This is a genomic window from Acinetobacter sp. YH12052, assembly GCF_013419835.1.
In the GTDB taxonomy this organism is placed as follows: domain Bacteria; phylum Pseudomonadota; class Gammaproteobacteria; order Pseudomonadales; family Moraxellaceae; genus Acinetobacter; species Acinetobacter amyesii.
This window is the reverse complement of sequence record NZ_VOZI01000009.1, coordinates 94,915-113,599: the sequence shown is the minus strand read 5'-3', so window position 1 is coordinate 113,599 and position 18,685 is coordinate 94,915. Positions and strand designations below refer to the sequence as shown.

Sequence of the window (18,685 nt, the reverse complement as noted above, 5' to 3'; positions counted from 1 at the left end):
CAATAAGATGATTCTCAATATTTATTGTCATTGGGTTCAAATCGTAGTTCACGCGTTTTTCAACATATGATCGTATGGGACTAAATCAAAATTTGTCTTAACACGGCTGCTGAAAGCATGCTAATCACAACGGTAGGCAATAATGAAAAACGTGATGCTGCAAATAGGGTAATGGCCATCACGATCAAATCAGCAGGATTATCTTTAACAAAATAAGGCGCGATCACTGAGATCAACACACAGCCGGGAACAACTTCCATAATTTGACGTTGTTTGTTGGTGAGGCTACGGTTTTTCAGTAACACATAACCCAAGATACGGGTCAGGTAAGTGGTTAAGGCAATAAATAGAATCGCGATCAGGGTGCTAGAGTGGATCATACATCATCTCCAATTAGGAAAAATGCAGAAGCAATACCCGTAACTGCGCCAATCGGAACATACCAGCCCGCAGGGAGATACAAATAAGCCAGAGATGCGGCAATCAAACTGACCAGCCATGGACGCGCCGCTTTAAAGCCTTTCCACATGCCACGTAGTAAAACAAGAAATACAGCAGGGAAGGCCATATCAAAACCAAGTCGACTAATATCGCCAAGTATCGGTCCGATCATTGCTCCTAAAGTGGTAAAGCCGACCCACATCAAATATAGAGCACAGCATAAGCCTGCATAGAACATTAAACTAAAGGCGCGCTGAATTCCCAAAGAATTAGATTTTTTTTGCGCATCGGCCAAACCTACGGCCCAACTTTCATCGCACATAAAAAATAAAGCGGTATAAACCGTGCGATTCGGGAGATGTCGTAAATACGGGACAAGGCTCGCCCCCATTAATAGGTGCCGACTATTCACTAAAAACGTAATAAACATCAGCATGAGAATATTAGGGGGATTGGTCCAAACTTGCAAAATGGCAAATTCAGAACCACCTGCAAAGTTAAGACCAGTCAAAAGCGGAACTTCTAAACTAGAAAAGCCTTTATGTGTTGCCTGAGCACCCAGAACTAATGCAAAAGGAATAATGCCCAGCAGCATTGGAATAGATGTTTTTAGACCTCGTTTAAACTCAATAGAATGCTCTGAATGGGTATGATTGAGTGTACTTTGTCTAAACATCAACATGACGTTTTCCATGAAGCGAGATCGAAAGCAATATTTTATGGATATCTGAGCAGCATTTGGCAGCTGTTTTGTGAAAGATTGCTTTTATTGTGCAATGAAATTGCTAAAATAAAGATTATTGTGAAATTTAGTGTCTTTATTGATGGATCAGATAGATAAGCGCATTTTGCAAGCATTACAGCAAAATGGAAAACTACAAAATAATGAATTGGCCCAACTAGTTGGTTTATCACCTTCGCCGTGTTTGAGACGGGTTAAGCAACTAGAAGATGAAGGCTATATTGAGAAATATGTGGCTTTACTGAATCAGTCAAAATTGAATTTAAGTTTAACGGTATTTGCGCGGATTTGGCTAAAAGGTCAAGATGCAAAAACCGTGAATGATTTTGTCGCAGCGATTCAAACGATGCCTGAGGTCGTTGAATGTCAACTCATGGCAGGGGATTGTGACTTTTTCTTACGTATCGTCGTGGCAGATTTAGAAGCCTATCGAAAGTTTCAGATTCATCATTTAACGCAGATTGCCAGTGTGCAAAATGTAAAAACAGAGATACCTTTACAGGCCGTTAAACAAACTACAGCGCTTCCATTGGATTGATGTTCGTGTCTTAAATTAAGTTATTGAGCCTGATCATATTTATAACTTTGTTTAAAACTTCATCTATAGAAAGCAGGGTGCTGATTATTTTTTATCAAATGGTTAAAAAAATAACGTTCACAGGATTTTAAAATATAAGCATAAACATGGATTTAGTTGTAAAAGTTAAAGCTGTAGATGAAGTAATGAATGCTGAAGCATCTTTTATGAAAAAGTCGTGTGCAAGCGTAAAACTATCGTGCTAAACTAGGAGAAATCGGGTGTGCTCCCGATTTTTTTATGCGGATTTGTTCCGCGCTGACAAGAATTTAGGTTTACAACATGCCCATTTCAGAGACATGGTTATTACCTGATGGTGTAGCTGATGTACTGCCAGAACAGGCGCAAGTGATTGAATCTTTGCGTCGTGAAGCATTAGATTTCCTCGCATCTCGAGGTTATCAGTTGGTGTACACGCCATTCATTGAATACATCGAATCTCTATCTTCTCTTTCAGAATCGAATCAAGATTTAGACTTAGCCACTTTTAAAGTGATCGACCAACTTTCAGGTCGTTTGCTTGGTGTGCGTGCCGATATGACACCACAAGTGGCTCGTATTGATGCGCATGTACATCCTGTCGAAGGTGTAGCTCGTTATTGCTACGCTGGTACAGTACTACATACTAAGCCACAGGGTTTTAATACCACACGTGCACCTTTACAGTTAGGTGCAGAATTATTTGGTTCAGACAGCATTGATGCTGACGTTGAGCTGATTGATGTCATGATCAACTTGCTTGCTAAAGCAGGTCATGCAGATGGTATCCATCTTGATTTAGGGCATGTCGGTTTATTCCGCAGCATGGTAAAACAAGCTGGCTTGAGCAAAGCGGTTGAACGTCAGTTATCTGACTTGTATCAACGTAAAGCTCTACCTGAACTTGCTGAATTCACACAAAGCATTCCAAATGGTGCTGACTTCTATACATTAGGTCGTTTTGCAAGTGACTTAGATGCACTGCAAGCAAATTTAAGTGCTGAAGTTTTAAATAACGAAGCATTTAAACTTGCATTTGATGCAGTGAAATCGACACAAGCCGCAATTCAGGTGCGTTGGCCAGAACTACATATTGGTATCGATGTTGTAGAACTTCGTTCATATCATTATCACACTGGTTTAATGTATGCCGTATATGCACCAAACCGTGCTGCGCCATTGGCTCAAGGTGGTCGTTATGACGGTATTGGTGAACACTTCGGTCGCGCGCGTCCAGCAACAGGTTTCTCTTGTGATCTATATGCATTAACTGCAGGTCAAGTTCAGAAAAACCAAGTTTTGGTTGCACCAAAAGGCATCGAAGCAGATTTATTAAAGGCAATTGAAGCAGCACGTACCGAAGGATTCAGTGTTGTTCAATTGTTAGGTAATGATGATTTAAGCTCAGCACCGTATGCAACGCACCAGTTGGTGAATGCAAATGGCGAGTGGACAATCAAACAAATTTAATCTCGGATGTGCCTGCGGGCACACACGTTTTTTCCAATTTTAACAGCATGATGCAATGAGGCTATTATGGGCAAGAATGTTGTGGTACTTGGTACCCAATGGGGCGACGAAGGTAAAGGTAAGATCGTCGACCTGCTCACAGATCAAGCGGCTGCGGTAGTTCGCTATCAAGGCGGACACAACGCAGGTCATACACTTGTGGTTGGTGGTAAGAAAACTGTTTTACACCTCATTCCATCTGGTATTTTACGTGACAACGTATTGTGCTTAATTGGTAATGGTGTTGTTTTATCACCTGAAGCTTTAATCCACGAAATGGAAGTTTTAGAAAAAGAAGGCGTGCCTGTACGTGAACGTCTACGTATTTCTCCAAACTGTCCGTTGATCCTTCCACACCATATCGCCCTTGACCAAGCACGTGAGAAAAAACGTGGCAATGCGAAAATTGGTACAACAGGTCGTGGTATCGGTCCTGCATACGAAGACAAAGTGGCTCGTCGTGCAATCCGTGTTGCTGACTTGGTTCGTGGTGGTGCTCATCTTAAAGCTCAACTAGAAGAGCTTCTTGAATACCATAACTTCCAATTGACTCAATTCTTCGGTGTTGAAGCCGTTAAAGTTGAAGATGTGATCGCTCTATGTGACGAATGGCGTAGAGTCATCGAACCTATGGTGATGGACGTTACTGGCGAACTTCATGCTTACCGTAAAGCAGGTAAGAAAATCATGTTTGAAGGTGCGCAAGGTTCACTTCTTGACGTTGACCACGGTACATATCCGTACGTTACTTCTTCAAATACGACTGCTGGTGGCGTAAGCTCAGGTTCAGGTCTTGGTCCATTACACCTTGACTATGTATTGGGTATTACTAAAGCGTACACAACTCGTGTAGGTGCTGGTCCGTTCCCAACTGAACTTGTTTATGATGCTGCGAACGATGTTGGTGATGCGATCGGTAAACACTTGGGTACAGTAGGTTCTGAGTTTGGTGCGTCTACTGGCCGTCAACGTCGTTGTGGTTGGTTCGATGCTGAAATTCTACGTCGTTCAGTAGAAGTAAACTCACTTTCTGGTATTTGCTTAACTAAACTAGACGTTCTAGATGGTTTAGAAGAAGTGAAAATCTGTGTAGGTTATGAAGCAGCTGATTCTGGTTGTGTAGGTTCTTCTGATGCGCTTGCATTTGAAACTTTAAAACCGATCTACGAAACTATGCCAGGTTGGTCTGAGTCTACTTTCGGTGCGAAATCACTAGATCAATTGCCACAAAATGCAATTAACTACGTGAAACGTTTAGAGCAATTGATTGAATGTCCAATCGACATCATTTCAACTGGTCCAGACCGTGATGAAACAATCGTATTACGTCATCCATTCGACGCATAATGTGCTGTTGAATTAAGATGTCAAAAGCCTCGCGAAAGCGGGGCTTTTTTTATATAGCGAAGAATAAAAATTCAAAAAACGACAGGTATTATTAACTGATAAACGCAGTAATATCCGACGTGCCATTTGATTCAAATAAAAGAATGATACGCGGTAAGGTCATCCGCAAGTGTTTGAGACAGGAAAACTTTTAATTAAAAATGTTTTTGCAATACTGTGAATAATTTGACACTAGTGAACGAGTTTTGTCGGTGAGGTGCATTGCACCGCAAGATGGTTTCCTTGCGAAGCACGTTTCTCATTTTGCCAAATGAGAAACAACGTTTCGTAAGAGGTACCTCCAGCCGAAGGCTAATCCTTTTATTTAAACCCTAGATGTAAGACTCCGTTGAATATACTTAAAAGTATTTAAAAAAATGTGAAATTATTTTTACGGGGTAACATCAGATATTAAATTTAAATAATGGAAAAATAAAGATTTTGAAAAAAATAAGCATAAAAATATTGAGTCAGTCAATTTTTTGTATATATTTGACACTCTTTATAAATAACTAGAGATCATGATGAATTATAAAAAATCTTTGGCATGCTTTGCCGTAGCAGCTTCTTTATCAGGTTGTACCACGATTGCTGATCTTGCAGGTGCTGATTCTGCATCTTTGAACTTACAAGCAACACAGTCTTATAACGCAATGCTGAAAGACGCTCAGACCAAACAAGTGCTCGATACCAAGTCTGCGACTTATCAAAAAGTAAACCGTGTTTTCTGGAAAATGAAACCATTTGCAGATCAGATGAATCAAACGGGTCAAGCTTTTGAGTGGAAAGTTGCCGTGATCAAGTCTAAAGAAATCAATGCCTATGTTGCACCCGGCGGGAAAGTTGTTTTCTATACAGGAATTGTCGAAACACTCAAACTCACGGATGATGAAGTCGCAGCAATCATGGGCCACGAAATGGTTCATGCTTTAGAAGAGCATGCAAAAAATAAAATTGGCGCTTCAGCACTGACCAATCTTGCGGTGAGTATCGGTTCACAATATGTAGGCAATGCTGCAGGTGGCTATGGTGCAACCTTGCTTGATTTGGGTAGTCAGTTCGGTGTGGGCTTACCATATTCACGTAATTTGGAAAGCCGCGCAGACAAAGGTGGCCTAGTGATGATGGCAAAGGCTGGATACAATCCAGAAGCGGCGATTTCATTGTGGAAAAAAATGAATGCAAATGACAACAGTGGCAATGATGCACTGAGCAAATTTATGTCTACACACCCAAGCAATAATGACCGTATTGCTGCTATGCAAAAAATGATGCCAGAAGCACAGCAATATTATAAAAATGCGACACCTTCGAGTGTACGTCGTTAATATCGGCTGTTTTCAAGACTAAAGTTGCATTTTAGTACGCTATACACATTGTGTTGAGTTGCTAAAATGCAATTTGAATTAGGAAGAGAAGTGCAGGATGCAAAAGAATATTTCGACCACCATTTTTTATTCTTTATTATTTGCGATGGGGGGAGCACCCACTATTGCTATGATGATCATTCGTGCCCAAACTCAAGATCCACAATTAATTTATCAAGCCCTGATTGGGTTGTCGGTGATTATTGCCTGTATTCTTGTACCTATAGTTTTGATACAAAATGCTGTCCTATTTTTTAAGCGAAAAAATGTGCAGTTAGAAGAAAAAATTAAGCCATTAATGCATGTGTATTTGGGCTTGAATGTGGTTTGTTTAATCTATTGGTTGGTTCTTCAATTTTCAGCTTAAAAAAATTACATAAATACTATTATAAGTCGCTATAACTTCGTTTTAAGCTCCAAACCATAAGAATATAATATCCATAAATTCACTTATATTTTAATGGTCTGGAGTATCCTTAATGAAAAAAATAATTCTAACGAGCCTGTGTATGGCTGGTGTAATGACGATTTCGGGCTGTGCGACAGTGGCAGATATGGCAGGAGCGGATACTGCTACATTGAACGCGCAAGCAACACAAAGTTATAACAAAATGGTGACAGATGCGCGTTCTAAAAATCAGCTCGATACCTCTTCGAGTACATATAAGCGCATTAATACTGTATTCCAAAAACTGCGTCCTTATGCAGACCAAATGAACCAAACGGGTCAAGCGTTCCAATGGCAATTGGCAGTCATGAAATCAGACCAAGTCAATGCCTTTGTCGCTCCAGGCGGTAAAGTTGTATTTTATACAGGTATCGTCAATAAACTGAATTTAACTGATGCAGAAATTGCAGCAGTTATGGGACATGAAATGGTCCATGCTCTTGAAGAACATGCAAAAAGTAAATTGGGTGCTCAAGCCTTAACGGATCTTGCGCTGAATATTGGTTTAAGTGCCGCAGGCAATAATGTCGGTCAATTGGGCACTGCTGCTGCGCAGTTAGGTAGTCAAATCGGTATAGGGTTACCGTATTCACGTTCTCTGGAAAGCCGTGCTGACCAAGGTGGTTTAATGTTAATGGCACGTGCAGGTTATAACCCACAAGCGGCGATTACACTTTGGGAAAAAATGAACAAGCTTGAAGGTGCGGGAGGTTCATCATTCCTGTCTACGCATCCATCAAACTCACAACGTATTGAAGCGATGCGTAAAAATCTACCTGCAGCGCAGCAGATTTATAACCAACATCGTTAATTCATAAGAATTAATTATCCGTTTTAAAAAGCAGGCCGTGGCCTGCTTTTTTGTATTTAATAGTTTGAAAAGTTCTTATATGGCATACCTATATCAGGCGCAATAAAAAAGGCAAAGTAAAAACTTTGCCTTTTTGCACTAGAGATCAGAAGATCTTAGTGGTGGTGACCGCCTGCACCGTGTACGTGACCGTGTTCAAGTTCTTCAGCAGAAGCCTCACGGATTTCAACGATTTCAACTTCGAAGGTTAAATCTTGACCAGCAAGTGGAAAGTTCGCATCAACAACAACGTTGTCGCCTTCAACCGCTTTAACTGTCACGATTTGAACGCCATCATCAGTTTGAGCTTGGAATTGCATACCTGGTTGGATGTTGTCCACGCCTTGGAACATTTGAGCAGGAACTTCTTGAACGAGATCAGGGTTGTATTCGCCATAACCTTCAGCAGCAGGTACAGTTACAGTGAATTTTTCACCAACTGTTTTGCCTAAAAGAACTTTTTCAAGACCTGGAATGATGTTACCAGCGCCGTGCAAATATGCTAGTGGCTCACCTTGAGATTGGTCGAGAGTTTCACCCTCTGCATTAGTCAATGTGTAGTGGAAAGAAACCACAGAGTTATTTGCAATAGCAGTCATGTTATTGATCCATTCAATTTTTTAAGGGTTACATCATAAAGTGAAATTGCACTTTTGTAGACTAAATTTATCAAAAAAATGCAATTTTTAAATGCTTATGATGCTTTTTTCATTAATCGGGGCAAATCTGTAAATTTCAATGCAATTTAATTTTAGGCGCAATTTTTCGTGTAACAAAATCTTTAGCCGTTAATAGTCCTGCATGTGCATAGCCGTAAATTGTAGCTTGATGCATTCGATAAAGTGAAACGTACATTGATTTGGCAACAAAGCCTTGAACATTGACCTGACCTAAAAGTTCACCAACCGCTTTATGCTTGCTTAATGAGACTAGGGAGCCTTTGTCTGAAAATACGAACATTGGGAGTTGTTGACCACGGATACGCGCCTTTAAACAATCCACGAGAAATGACGCTTGTTGGCTAGCAACTTGAGCGCGTGGGCCGAGGACAGGCTCATCTGCACGCGGTTGGCAATGTGCACAATCACCAAACGCGAAAATATCTGGGTGTGCCTTAGTTTGTAATGTTGCATATACACTTAAACGCCCCATGCGGTCTTTTTCAAAGCCTTCAAGTTTAGAAATTACTTCTGGTGTTTTAATGCCTGCCGCCCAAACTTTTAGTTCGGCTTTAATTTTGCTTCCATCATTAAAATAAACATGTTCAGCATCGACTTTTTCCACACGTTTAGAGGTTAAGACCTCAATTTTCATGCGTTGTAATTGCTGCTGTGCATGCTCGGCCATTTTTTCAGGGAGTGCAGGCAGAATCCGATCAGCACCTTCAATCAAATTGATCTGTACGCTTTGAGGATGAATTTTATTTAAACCATATTTATAAAAATTATTTTTGGCTTCAACCAATTCTGCTGAAAGTTCAACACCCGTTGCACCTGCGCCAATAATGGCAATTTTCAACTCACGTGCTGTATTGCTATTTTGGGCATCCAAATATAACTGTAAGAGATCTTGTTGGAAGATTTCAGCTTGTTGCAGGCTGTCCAAATAGTGACAATGTTCATACACGCCCGGCGTGTTGAAATCGTTGGAAACTGAGCCTAAAGCAAGAACAAGGGTGTCATAACTCAGTTGCAGTTGTTCTTGAGTAGATTCATATTTACCTTGTTGGACTTTGCTGAGCTGAATGGTTTTTTCAGCAGGATTGATATCTTCAAACTTAGCCAAGACAAATTCATAATTATGCTTCGCAGCATGCGCATAGTAGTTGATTTCTTCTTCGCTGACTGACATCGTGCCTGCGGCAATTTCATGTAAAAGGGGTTTCCAGACATGCGTGAGTTTCATATCTACGAGGGTAATGCGCGCTTTCTTTTTTTTTCCCGAGTAAGTCACCGAGTTGCGTAACCAGTTCTAAACCACCAGCACCACCACCGACAATGACAATATGGTGTAACTTGGAGTCATCAGCGTTATTCATTGAATTACCTATTTTATTATTGTTGAAAAAAAGAAGATGGCACGAGTATGCCATCTTCTTTATTGCACAAATAACGAATTGTCTTACAAGTTACATAATCACATCATTGACCTAAAGGGTAGGTTTTAACTTCTGCTGCATCCGTATTAAAGATGCTAAAAAGGCCTTTGATCCACATCATGAAACGCTCAAAAATATTGGCTTCTTCAATTTGCACGTCATCTTCGATATCAAAGGTATTGATCAGCTGGTTATTTTGATAAACCGTAACGGTGGCTAATTTCATCACTTCAGCCAAAGGCGCAGTGAGTTCTTTTTCATTCACTTCAACACTCAGTTTAGTCTGTGTTTCATGAAGTGGCTCAATGGCTTGAATTTGACCATTGCCTGTATTTAAAAGAATACGTTGCTGTGTGGGATCAAAAGCTTTTAAATCGATGGCATAAGCTTGATCATAAAGCGAAGTTGTAATCAGCTTAGGTTGTTGAGTTTCAACCTTAAACATTTTCAAAGTTGATTTAATCACAGGTAATTCTGCAATTAATTGCTTATCTTTGATTGCAACTTCATTACGTGTATAGGTATAAGCCAAGTTCATGAGGCTGTGTGCTACTTCTGCACGTTTTAAACCACTTTTTGCCCCTAATACCACAACAATCAAACGACGTTCTGGCGCGTCGGGATTTGCGATCAAACGGTTTGCTGTTAAAGCTAAGTTATAACCTGCAGCTTTGGTGAAACCTGTTTTTAAACCATCAACAGTAGGATCTTGTTTTAATAAGATATTTGTTGCACGGTGGAAGCGTTGGTTATAACTGAAACTTTGTTGTTTTGAATAATATAAATAGTCAGGTGTTTCGGTCACCAGTGCTTGTCCTAAACGAGCAAGGTCAGCCGCCGAAGAATAATGTTCTGGCATGGTAATGCCGGCTGGATTTTGAAAGTGGGTGTCATTCATGCCCAAAGCTTTAGCTTCTTTGTTCATGCGTTCAATAAATTTTGGAATATCACCAGAGATACGTTCAGCTAAAGTCACAGCGGCATCATTGGCAGACATGACCACAAGACCTGCCAAAAGCTGATCAACTGAAATTTGTTCACCAGCTTTGAGATACATTTGTGATTCATCCCATTGAACCACTTGTACGACAGGGGTGGCGGTCAGGATTTCATTTTTCTTTAAATGACCTGCTTTAATTTCCTTCAAAGCAATATAAGCCACCATCATTTTGGTAAGCGAAGCAGGGGCACGCTGAACATGGCTATTATGTTCTGCAATCACCTGACCCGACTGAGGGTCTAAAATGGTCCAAGCTTCAGCTTCAACGGTTTCAGGGACAATATTTAAAAGGGCAGCATTTGCTATCGTGGAGCATAGAAAACTAAGCACCGCGATGAGGTAGATCACGTGTTTCAATGAGGTTCCTTAACCAACCATTCCGTTGGTGGTAAAACGAAAAAATTTTTAGGCATGCTATGCCTTTTTTTTTCTGCTGACTAGTCATTATTGTAGACAATTGCGACAGTTCCGCATTCAGTTGTAAAAAATGTTAATCTAATTGATAAGTTATCTTTTATTTATTTTATATCGCCCATTATGTTGCATTATCAAATCGAATTTGACGATTATCGTCAGCATCTAGTCCATGTCACTGCACGTTTCTTGGCAAATCCTACACAGGTGCTTTCGTTGCCTACTTGGATTCCCGGAAGTTACTTAATCCGTGAATTTTCGAAGCATATCGAAGCCGTTCGAGCATATGATGAAGATGGGCGTTTGTTACAAATTGAGAAATTTGAAAAAAATAAATGGCGTTTATTCAATACAGATCATGAGTTGATCACGGTTGAATATGATGTATATGCCTTCGATTTATCGGTCCGTGGTGCTTATGTCGATCAAAGCCGTTTATATGTCAATCCAGCTTGCGCATGTTTAGGTTTAGTTGACCAAGAAGATACAGCCATTGAGGTTGAAGTTTTCTTGCCACCCGAGTTAAAGCATTTCCAACTTGTGACTGGATTAAAGTCAAAAAGTTTAGTGAAAGGTCGTTATACCTTATATGCAGATAACTATGCTCAGTTAATTGATGCACCGTTTGAACTGGCGGAACAAACCCGTTTTAGTTTTGAAGCCAACGGCATTCCGCATGAGTTTGTGGTGTCGGGCAAACATGCTATGAACGCGCAGCGTATGCAGCAAGACATCGAAAAAATTTGTTCGACTGAAATTTCAATGTTTGGTTCGGCGCCATTTAAAGACTATACCTTTATGACCATGGCAACGGCGAATAGCTATGGTGGTTTAGAGCATCCAAACAGTACGAGTTTAATTAGCCCGCGTGATGATTTACCAAAAGCCAATGAACCTGTAGAACCATCGGCAGATTATCAACGTTTCTTAGGGTTATGCAGCCATGAATATTTCCACTCATGGTTGGTAAAATTTATCCGTCCAGAAAACTTTGTGAATTATGACCTCAACAAAGAAGGCTATACCTCTTTGCTTTGGATTTTTGAAGGTTTTACATCGTATTATGATGATTTGATCTTGCTGCGTAGCGGTGTGATCAATCAGGATTCTTATATCAAGCTTTTAAAAGCACAAATAGATCGCTATTTGCAAAATCCGGGTCGTGAGATTCAAACTGTGGCTGAATCAAGCTTTGATGCATGGGTGAAATTCTACCGTCAGGATGAAAACTCAAATAATGCAGGTACAAGTTACTACAACAAAGGCTGCCTCGTGGCGCTGTGTTTAGATCTAGGCTTGCGTTTACGTGGTTCAAGTCTTGATGCCTTAATGCGTAAGTTATATGCAAATGCGCAAAATGGCATTCAAGTCAATGAACGGACTATTTTCAATTTATGTAATGAATTAACAGGTGATGATTGGTTAGAACAAATCAATCATTTGATTAATACTACGGATGAATTGCCGTTAGACCAGTTGTTCCCAGAGTTTGGCTTAAGCTATACGCTAAAAAATGACAAATCATTGCCATTTGGTCTAAAACTGGCTGATAAGCCTGAAGGTGTGTTGGTTCAGTCTGCTCGTCGTGATGGTGCAGCGGCAAAAGCTGGTTTGTCTGCGAACGATGTGATTATTGCGATTGATGGTCTAAAAGCGACCGTTAAATTGGTAGAAAAATATGCCAAGCAAGACGGAGCTTATAACGTACTGGCATTCCGCCGCGATGAACTGATGAGCTTTGAAGTGAAAGCAGCAAGTTCAGAATTGTCGGAAGTGGAACTTAAAGTGGAAGATCAAGCTAAAGCTGAGAAGTGGTTGAAAGCTTAATTTGATAAGTATTTAATTTTCATGTAAAACCCATACTTAGGTATGGGTTTTTTATTAGAAAAATTATGGAATTGGGGCTGCAACAATTAAATTCATTAGCAGGGTTGGTAGATGATTTATTATTGGATACAAGGCGAAAAGCTGAATTAATAAAGTGGTTTAATTTTCATTTTGATAACGAGTTCACTTTTACTGATGATGGCTGTAAAGGCTATTTTTACTATATTTTAGCGAATTGTAGTTCAGAAATTTATAAATATCAGGATGAACATTGGTTTTCGAAAAACTTAATAACTACGGTTAATTTGTATGAGAAGTCATTATATATCCTTAAAAAAACAAATGATAATCATGGATTATTATCATTTGTTTTAACAAATTTTGGGAATTTTTTATCTTCAATAGGGCGCAGTTTTTGTGCTCAATATTATTGGGATCAAGCAATAAAAATGGATAATAACCCTGTAGCGTTAGTTGCTAAAGCACAAGGTGTAATTTTTAGGTCAAGTCAACTGTATGACCAATCACATGCAAATATTCATTACTATTTTGCAAATCAGTTGATAAAGCAGGCATACATGAGTTTTGATGCTTTAGAAGAGGAACAGAAAATTCCGTTAAAGGAGACAGGTGATTTATATCATTTTACTTGTTGGTATCAAGAGCACTTCCAAGATACTGATTTTGATTATGTAAAAGAATATAAACAAAAGACAAAAACTAAGGCTGAGCTTAGGTATCTAGTTTGGAGTGCAGAAAACAAATTATTTTTAAATGACTTAAACGATTTATTTGAGGATGAAATTGTACTTCAGGACATTTTGGGGCTTCCTGATATGACCTATAAAATTAATTCGTCTTTGAGCCTTAAAGAAAGTCTCGTATATCATTCAAATTTTGATGAGCTTAGAAATGAATATACTTATGCTAGATTTTTAATTTTTCAAGCTTCTGAAATAAAAACGGATACTCAACATTTTTATAATAAAACCTATCCACATGTGTATGATACTTTACATGCAATTGATAATTTAAAAACATCACAAATGAAATCGGCTTTTAGAATTTTATATTCAATTTTTGACAAAATTTCATACTTTTTAGCTAAGTATTTAGATTTAGAAATGAATGATCGTCAAATTACTTTTTCAAAAGTTTTTGGATGGAATGAAAATAAAAAATTTAAGCCACGTGATAAACTGAAGGATTCAAAGAACTACTTTTTACATACATTGTTTTATATTTTAAAAGAAATTGAATCTGATCAGCTGAATGGTCATGATAAAGTGAGCGAATTAAATTCTAGAGAAAAAATTGAAAAGCCTAGATTATCAAAAATTCGTAACTGTCTAGAGCATAGGTCTTTTAGAGTTATTGATGATTTTGGATATGAATTAAATACCAAATTTGATATGACGTCAGAATTTGCATATCAGAACTTAAAAGATCAGCAGAATATTTTAATAAAACAAGGCGAAGTAGAGACTTTTGAATATCTGGAAATCTTAGAAAAGATAAAAGAAAAAGAAAAGAAAGCAAACTATATTTTAGAAATACCTTTATCAGAATTTGAAAACTCATTAATGGATCTTGTTCGATTAGTTAGAAATTCTTTGATGTATTTATCTTTTGCAGTGCAGTTTGAGGAAAAGATGAAACCTCAACCTGAGGGGCTAATTTTACAGCGAGAAATTCCATTAAAATAAAGCCCACTTTCGTGAGCTTTAATTCTTAAATCTTAACGTCCGTTACGACCGCGGCCACGTGGAGCTTTGGTATTTGGACGAGTTGTACCATTGGTACGGCGTTTTGGTTTTTCGCTCTCATCCATTTGCCAGATACGTTTTGTACCAGACTTTTTCACTGAGCCATCTTTATTCTTACGAACCATTGGCTTACCACCTGTACCGCCTGGTTTTTTCACATAAGAGCGTGAACGGTAAGGTTCTTCAGCAGGTATATTTTGAAAGTCAGGGTACAGTAAAGGCTCAATTTCTTTGGTTTCACCTGGCTCTAAAGCCAATTGAACTAAATCAATTGCACCAATACGTGTACGAATTAAACGTAAAGTTGGGAAACCGACTGCTGAAGTCATACGACGAACTTGGCGGTTACGGCCTTCACAAATTTGGATTTCAACCCAAGAGGTTGGAATATTTGCACGGAAACGTACAGGAGGATCACGTTCCCATAACCATTCTGGTTGTTGCACTTTGATGGCTTTGGCTGGCAAAGTCAGACCATCTTTCAGCTCAACGCCTTTACGTAATTGCTCAAGTGCTTCTTCTGTGATGTCACCATCGACTTGCACTAAGTAGGTTTTGAACTTTTTATTTTCAGGCTTGGTAATGTACTGATTTAAACCACCATGATCGGTTAAAAATACCAAACCTTCAGAGTCCATATCTAAACGACCTGCAATACGTAGACTAGGATCGTCCACGAAGTCAGATATGGTCATATGCGCTTCGTCTTTACGGAATTGGGAGAGCACGTCATATGGCTTGTTTAAGATGACGATTTTCATAGGAAATAACTTCTATTAAATACAATAATTCAAATTGGTTAAGATTTATTCAACAGGGAAATGCAGCTATTTCCCATCTAAATCTCAAAAAAGGTAGATTTGCTTTAGAGTATTATGCGTGAAGCGCAATTAAAAGTCTTATCAAACAGCAATTATTTTTTCACTCGCTTCTCAGGGAGGGTCATAAAAATGGGTTATCAAAAGATCGTCGTTCCAGTGGATGGGACAAAAATTACAGTAAATTCAGACTTATCATTCAATGTTCCCAATAATCCAATTATTCCATTTATTGAAGGCGATGGTATTGGTGTTGATATCACTCCAGTGATGAAAACCGTGGTGAATGCCGCGGTACAAAAAGCTTATGGTGGAAAACGTGCCATAGAATGGATGGAAGTTTATTGTGGTGAAAAAGCCAATAAAATTTATGGTACCTATATGCCCGAAGAAACCTTTGAGGCTTTACGCGAATTTGTGGTTTCAATTAAAGGACCGTTAACGACGCCTGTAGGTGGTGGCATTCGTTCGCTAAATGTTGCACTACGTCAAGAATTAGATCTCTACGTCTGTGTGCGCCCAGTACGTTGGTTTAAGGGCGTTCCTTCACCTGTTCAGCATCCTGAACGTACAGACATGGTGATCTTTCGAGAGAACTCAGAAGATATTTACGCAGGGATCGAATGGAAAGCAGATTCGCCTGAAGCCAAGAAAATGATCAAATTTCTCAAAGAGGAAATGGGCGTCACTAAGATTCGCTTTGAGGAAAATTGCGGTATCGGGATTAAGCCTGTATCTAAAGAAGGTTCTCAGCGTTTGGTGCGTAAGGCCATTCAATTCGCCATTGATAACGATAAGCCGAATGTCACTTTGGTGCACAAAGGTAATATCATGAAATATACCGAAGGAGCGTTTAAAGAGTGGGGCTATGAAGTCGCAGTTGAGCGCTTTGGTGGTGAATTCTTGGATGGCGGTCCTTGGGTCAAAATAAAAAATCCGAAAACGGGTAAAGAGATCGTGATTAAAGATGCGATCGCAGACGCTTTTTTACAACAAATTCTAATGCGTCCGACCGATTATTCAGTTATTGCTACCCTGAATTTAAACGGTGACTATATTTCGGATGCCTTGGCGGCTGAAGTTGGCGGTATTGGTATTGCACCGGGTGCCAATATTGGTGGCGCGGTACAAGTTTATGAAGCGACACATGGCACTGCACCTAAATATGCGGGTCAAGACAAAGTAAACCCTGGGTCTATTATTCTGTCTGCAGAAATGATGCTGCGAAATATGGGCTGGACTGAAGCGGCAGATCTAATTATTAAAGGTATTGCGGGGGCGATTGAAGCCAAAACAGTGACCTATGATTTTGAACGACTCATGCAAGGTGCAAAACTCTTGCGTTGTTCGGAGTTTGGACAAGCCATCATTGAGCATATGGACTAACTTTATTTGCTAATCTAGGTGTAAAAAAGCTAGATGCATAAAAGGCTAGGTAAAAAGGATTGAATCATTCAGTCCTTTTTTAGGACTAAACATTAAAAACACAGAATCATAGCTTCACAATACCATTCAAAAAACAGCAATCAAAAGGTGACTTCACGCAATCAATCAGATGGTCTGGCATGCTTGTCATGTTACCAAAAGTTTAAAACCGCACTATTAGCGTGAACTTAGGTAATGCAAAAAAAAGAGGGGGATTGATTTCAAATTAATTATTCGCCAGTGATTTTACAATGACGTAATTCGAAACATTTATCGGCTTGGATCCTTGAAAATTAGCGGTACATTGGTTGTTGTCCTTTAGTAGATGTACATCTAGTAACAGTACATTGTGATACTTATGATGATAAGGAGAAATGAAATGTCTCGTAAACAGCATCAACAAAACCAACAATCTGATCAACAACAGCAGCAAAATGATCAGCAACAGCAACAGCAACAGCAACAGCAACAAGACCAAAAGAAACAGAAACAACAGCCGCATCAACGAAATCAGCGTCAACAACATCATTAGTAGGCTAAAGACTTTGTGAATCAAAGTTCATTTGGCCGAATGGTTTTTAATTGATCGAAATTTAAGTTTTATACGTAGACGAGAAGGAGATGAATTTGTCTAAGAAAACCAAATCACTTAAAAAGGAAATTAAAGCGAGGTTGAACAAAATTTCAAAGCATAATTCTGCTTTGAAAAAGTTAAAGAAAAAGCTGAAAAAAGCTTAGTCCATTCACGATTTATCAAAAAGAAAAGACCTATTTAAATAGGTCTTTTCTTTATATACATGATTGGTGATGTAGTTGAATGTCTTGTGATCTACCTAGACGAGATGCTTACTTAATTTTGCTGTTCGAGTGAACCAAAAGAGTTGCATTGTTCCAATGCAGAGTACGCATGCGGCCAAAATAAATTGCTGTGAATAATCAATACCAATTCGCTGTAAAAAACTAAAGCTTAAACCACCGATCAATTGAATAGATGCAAAGCACAGAGTTGCAATACTCCAGAGCTTTTTATAGGCGCTACCATAGATTTGCAAAATGGTATAAGAGGTGAGAAAAACCACTGCTGGATTGAGCAAGCCTGTCGCAAAAGAAGACAAAAAAGTAAAAAGTGGATGGATATTAATAATTGCTATAAAAATCGCCAAGACATAGCTGCTATATAATATTTTAAGAGCACTAATATTTCCCAGTTTTTGTGCCAAGCAGTAAGCAGCAAAGGCTCCTAAAGCACTTCCTAGACCATATAAAATCCAATTGAAATTGATCCCGATCGGGCTCAGGTGTAGGGTGTGAGTTAAATAGTCAATCCAAAATAATGAATGGGGCACGTAAGCAAATGCACTGGTGCTATACACAATTAAGAGACAATAGAAAATTCCATCGACTTTATGTTCTACTGCAGGAATCGCGGTGAGTGTTGTGAGCTGTGATTTAAAACTCTTCAAAAGCACGCTGATTAAAATACAAATCAGGGTTGAAAAAGAAAACAAAATCAACCAAGCCCACATTGTCGAAATATCTTGGATGTAAGGCAAAAATAGCGTTGCCATTAACACCCCTAAGCCAATACCACTGAAACCAATAAAGTTGATTTTAAAGCGGTCTTGAAGCTGTGAACATTGGGCCACGACACTTGGGGAGAGGATCATTAGTAAGCCGCCGCTGATCCCTGAAATAACGCGCCAAGTGCTATACCAAAGTTCTGAAAAACCTGAAAATGCACAACTGAGTAAACTGAGTGTCCCTGCAATAGCTGCGAGTTGGATATAATTCACCATGCTTTTATTTTGGGGTAATTTCATGGCCCAAAATGCACCGATCAAGTAGCCGAGCAAATTGGCACTGCCTAAGATGCTGGCAAAACTTGGGCTCCAACCAAATGCTTCACGGGTTGAAGGGAGGAGTGCGGTATAGGAAAAACGTAATATCCCGATGCCTAGGCACATGCTTAGACAGAGAAATAGGCTCAGTTTAATTTTGTTAGAGAACATCCTGTACTCATGTATTTTTATGATTGGTT

Annotated in this window: 18 protein-coding genes; 10 read left to right on the top strand and 8 right to left on the bottom strand. The window is 39.2% G+C overall.

Annotated features, from left to right (window positions below):
- Positions 1 to 80: 80 nt before the first annotated feature.
- Both FTU06_RS08640 and FTU06_RS08635 read right to left on the bottom strand, forming a co-directional pair.
- Positions 81 to 380, bottom strand: a complete 300-nt coding sequence (locus FTU06_RS08640) for an AzlD family protein (protein ID WP_180003989.1) — start codon at positions 378 to 380, stop codon at positions 81 to 83.
- Complete coding sequence (locus FTU06_RS08635; RefSeq protein WP_180146056.1) at positions 377 to 1,123, bottom strand: AzlC family ABC transporter permease; 747 nt, start codon at positions 1,121 to 1,123, stop codon at positions 377 to 379. The genes FTU06_RS08640 and FTU06_RS08635 overlap by 4 nt, the downstream gene beginning before the upstream one ends.
- A gap of 142 nt (positions 1,124 to 1,265) precedes the next feature.
- Between FTU06_RS08635 and FTU06_RS08630 the strand changes: the two genes are divergently transcribed.
- From FTU06_RS08630 to FTU06_RS08605, 6 genes are all read left to right on the top strand, one after another.
- Positions 1,266 to 1,721 carry an Lrp/AsnC family transcriptional regulator gene (locus tag FTU06_RS08630; protein WP_078189073.1) on the top strand — a complete coding sequence of 152 codons (456 nt, stop codon included), beginning with the start codon at positions 1,266 to 1,268 and terminating at the stop codon, positions 1,719 to 1,721.
- Positions 1,722 to 2,042: 321 nt separating this feature from the next.
- Positions 2,043 to 3,209: an ATP phosphoribosyltransferase regulatory subunit gene (locus FTU06_RS08625; RefSeq protein ID WP_180009417.1), complete on the top strand. Its 1,167-nt coding sequence runs from the start codon at positions 2,043 to 2,045 to the stop codon at positions 3,207 to 3,209.
- Positions 3,210 to 3,275: 66 nt separating this feature from the next.
- Complete coding sequence (locus FTU06_RS08620; protein ID WP_180042082.1) at positions 3,276 to 4,595, top strand: adenylosuccinate synthase; 1,320 nt, start codon at positions 3,276 to 3,278, stop codon at positions 4,593 to 4,595.
- Positions 4,596 to 5,158: 563 nt separating this feature from the next.
- Positions 5,159 to 5,962: a M48 family metallopeptidase gene (locus FTU06_RS08615; RefSeq protein WP_180034631.1), complete on the top strand. Its 804-nt coding sequence runs from the start codon at positions 5,159 to 5,161 to the stop codon at positions 5,960 to 5,962.
- Between the two features lie 97 nt (positions 5,963 to 6,059).
- Positions 6,060 to 6,368: a hypothetical protein gene (locus FTU06_RS08610; protein ID WP_078194385.1), complete on the top strand. Its 309-nt coding sequence runs from the start codon at positions 6,060 to 6,062 to the stop codon at positions 6,366 to 6,368.
- 112 nt (positions 6,369 to 6,480) lie between these two features.
- Positions 6,481 to 7,260 carry a M48 family metallopeptidase gene (locus tag FTU06_RS08605; protein WP_180146053.1) on the top strand — a complete coding sequence of 260 codons (780 nt, stop codon included), beginning with the start codon at positions 6,481 to 6,483 and terminating at the stop codon, positions 7,258 to 7,260.
- A gap of 155 nt (positions 7,261 to 7,415) precedes the next feature.
- On the opposite strand, the gene FTU06_RS08600 is transcribed toward FTU06_RS08605, so the two are convergent.
- From FTU06_RS08600 to FTU06_RS08590, 4 genes are all read right to left on the bottom strand, one after another.
- On the bottom strand, positions 7,416 to 7,898 hold the full coding sequence (locus FTU06_RS08600; protein ID WP_180146050.1) for a peptidylprolyl isomerase: 483 nt from the start codon (positions 7,896 to 7,898) through the stop codon (positions 7,416 to 7,418).
- Positions 7,899 to 8,034: 136 nt separating this feature from the next.
- A complete protein-coding gene (locus tag FTU06_RS08595) occupies positions 8,035 to 9,204 on the bottom strand; it encodes an NAD(P)/FAD-dependent oxidoreductase (RefSeq protein ID WP_373684700.1) in 1,170 nt (389 codons plus the stop codon).
- The gene (locus FTU06_RS17120) at positions 9,167 to 9,337 is read right to left on the bottom strand and encodes a hypothetical protein (RefSeq protein ID WP_373684699.1); all 171 of its coding nucleotides are present in this window, start codon (positions 9,335 to 9,337) and stop codon (positions 9,167 to 9,169) included. Before FTU06_RS17120 ends, FTU06_RS08595 begins: the two co-directional genes overlap by 38 nt.
- Before the next feature lie 103 nt (positions 9,338 to 9,440).
- Positions 9,441 to 10,754, bottom strand: a complete 1,314-nt coding sequence (locus tag FTU06_RS08590) for a D-alanyl-D-alanine carboxypeptidase PBP6B (protein WP_180146046.1) — start codon at positions 10,752 to 10,754, stop codon at positions 9,441 to 9,443.
- A gap of 180 nt (positions 10,755 to 10,934) precedes the next feature.
- Between FTU06_RS08590 and FTU06_RS08585 the strand changes: the two genes are divergently transcribed.
- On the top strand, positions 10,935 to 12,638 hold the full coding sequence (locus tag FTU06_RS08585; protein WP_180146043.1) for a M61 family metallopeptidase: 1,704 nt from the start codon (positions 10,935 to 10,937) through the stop codon (positions 12,636 to 12,638).
- A 65-nt stretch (positions 12,639 to 12,703) separates the two neighbouring features.
- Positions 12,704 to 14,344: an LA2681 family HEPN domain-containing protein gene (locus FTU06_RS08580; protein WP_218954088.1), complete on the top strand. Its 1,641-nt coding sequence runs from the start codon at positions 12,704 to 12,706 to the stop codon at positions 14,342 to 14,344.
- Between the two features lie 32 nt (positions 14,345 to 14,376).
- Here FTU06_RS08580 and FTU06_RS08575 read toward each other — a convergent pair whose 3' ends face one another.
- Entirely contained in the window at positions 14,377 to 15,165 is a 789-nt protein-coding gene (locus FTU06_RS08575; protein WP_180063172.1) for an rRNA large subunit pseudouridine synthase E, read from the bottom strand.
- A 189-nt stretch (positions 15,166 to 15,354) separates the two neighbouring features.
- Here FTU06_RS08575 and icd point away from each other — a divergent pair, with 189 nt between their 5' ends.
- A complete protein-coding gene (icd, locus tag FTU06_RS08570) occupies positions 15,355 to 16,608 on the top strand; it encodes an NADP-dependent isocitrate dehydrogenase (protein ID WP_180009426.1) in 1,254 nt (417 codons plus the stop codon).
- Positions 16,609 to 17,026: 418 nt separating this feature from the next.
- Positions 17,027 to 17,179: a hypothetical protein gene (locus FTU06_RS08565; RefSeq protein WP_180106655.1), complete on the top strand. Its 153-nt coding sequence runs from the start codon at positions 17,027 to 17,029 to the stop codon at positions 17,177 to 17,179.
- A 301-nt stretch (positions 17,180 to 17,480) separates the two neighbouring features.
- Here FTU06_RS08565 and FTU06_RS08560 read toward each other — a convergent pair whose 3' ends face one another.
- Positions 17,481 to 18,656, bottom strand: coding sequence for a YbfB/YjiJ family MFS transporter (locus FTU06_RS08560; RefSeq protein ID WP_180146040.1), 1,176 nt, complete (start codon positions 18,654 to 18,656; stop codon positions 17,481 to 17,483).
- Positions 18,657 to 18,685 lie beyond the last annotated feature (29 nt).

What these genes read in the sequence shown, in the direction of transcription:
- FTU06_RS08560 (WP_180146040.1), bottom strand. Translation starts at nt 18,656, where the DNA reads ATGTTCTCTAACAAAATTAAACTGAGCCTATTTCTCTGTCTAAGCATG.
- FTU06_RS08575 (WP_180063172.1), bottom strand. Translation starts at nt 15,165, where the DNA reads ATGAAAATCGTCATCTTAAACAAGCCATATGACGTGCTCTCCCAATTC.
- FTU06_RS08610 (WP_078194385.1), top strand. Translation starts at nt 6,060, where the DNA reads ATGCAAAAGAATATTTCGACCACCATTTTTTATTCTTTATTATTTGCG.
- FTU06_RS08605 (WP_180146053.1), top strand. Translation starts at nt 6,481, where the DNA reads ATGAAAAAAATAATTCTAACGAGCCTGTGTATGGCTGGTGTAATGACG.
- FTU06_RS08630 (WP_078189073.1), top strand. Translation starts at nt 1,266, where the DNA reads ATGGATCAGATAGATAAGCGCATTTTGCAAGCATTACAGCAAAATGGA.
- FTU06_RS08565 (WP_180106655.1), top strand. Translation starts at nt 17,027, where the DNA reads ATGTCTCGTAAACAGCATCAACAAAACCAACAATCTGATCAACAACAG.
- FTU06_RS17120 (WP_373684699.1), bottom strand. Translation starts at nt 9,337, where the DNA reads ATGAATAACGCTGATGACTCCAAGTTACACCATATTGTCATTGTCGGT.
- FTU06_RS08585 (WP_180146043.1), top strand. Translation starts at nt 10,935, where the DNA reads ATGTTGCATTATCAAATCGAATTTGACGATTATCGTCAGCATCTAGTC.
- FTU06_RS08600 (WP_180146050.1), bottom strand. Translation starts at nt 7,898, where the DNA reads ATGACTGCTATTGCAAATAACTCTGTGGTTTCTTTCCACTACACATTG.
- icd (WP_180009426.1), top strand. Translation starts at nt 15,355, where the DNA reads ATGGGTTATCAAAAGATCGTCGTTCCAGTGGATGGGACAAAAATTACA.
- FTU06_RS08635 (WP_180146056.1), bottom strand. Translation starts at nt 1,123, where the DNA reads ATGTTGATGTTTAGACAAAGTACACTCAATCATACCCATTCAGAGCAT.
- FTU06_RS08640 (WP_180003989.1), bottom strand. Translation starts at nt 380, where the DNA reads ATGATCCACTCTAGCACCCTGATCGCGATTCTATTTATTGCCTTAACC.
- FTU06_RS08625 (WP_180009417.1), top strand. Translation starts at nt 2,043, where the DNA reads ATGCCCATTTCAGAGACATGGTTATTACCTGATGGTGTAGCTGATGTA.
- FTU06_RS08620 (WP_180042082.1), top strand. Translation starts at nt 3,276, where the DNA reads ATGGGCAAGAATGTTGTGGTACTTGGTACCCAATGGGGCGACGAAGGT.
- FTU06_RS08595 (WP_373684700.1), bottom strand. Translation starts at nt 9,204, where the DNA reads ATGAAACTCACGCATGTCTGGAAACCCCTTTTACATGAAATTGCCGCA.
- FTU06_RS08580 (WP_218954088.1), top strand. Translation starts at nt 12,704, where the DNA reads ATGGAATTGGGGCTGCAACAATTAAATTCATTAGCAGGGTTGGTAGAT.
- FTU06_RS08615 (WP_180034631.1), top strand. Translation starts at nt 5,159, where the DNA reads ATGAATTATAAAAAATCTTTGGCATGCTTTGCCGTAGCAGCTTCTTTA.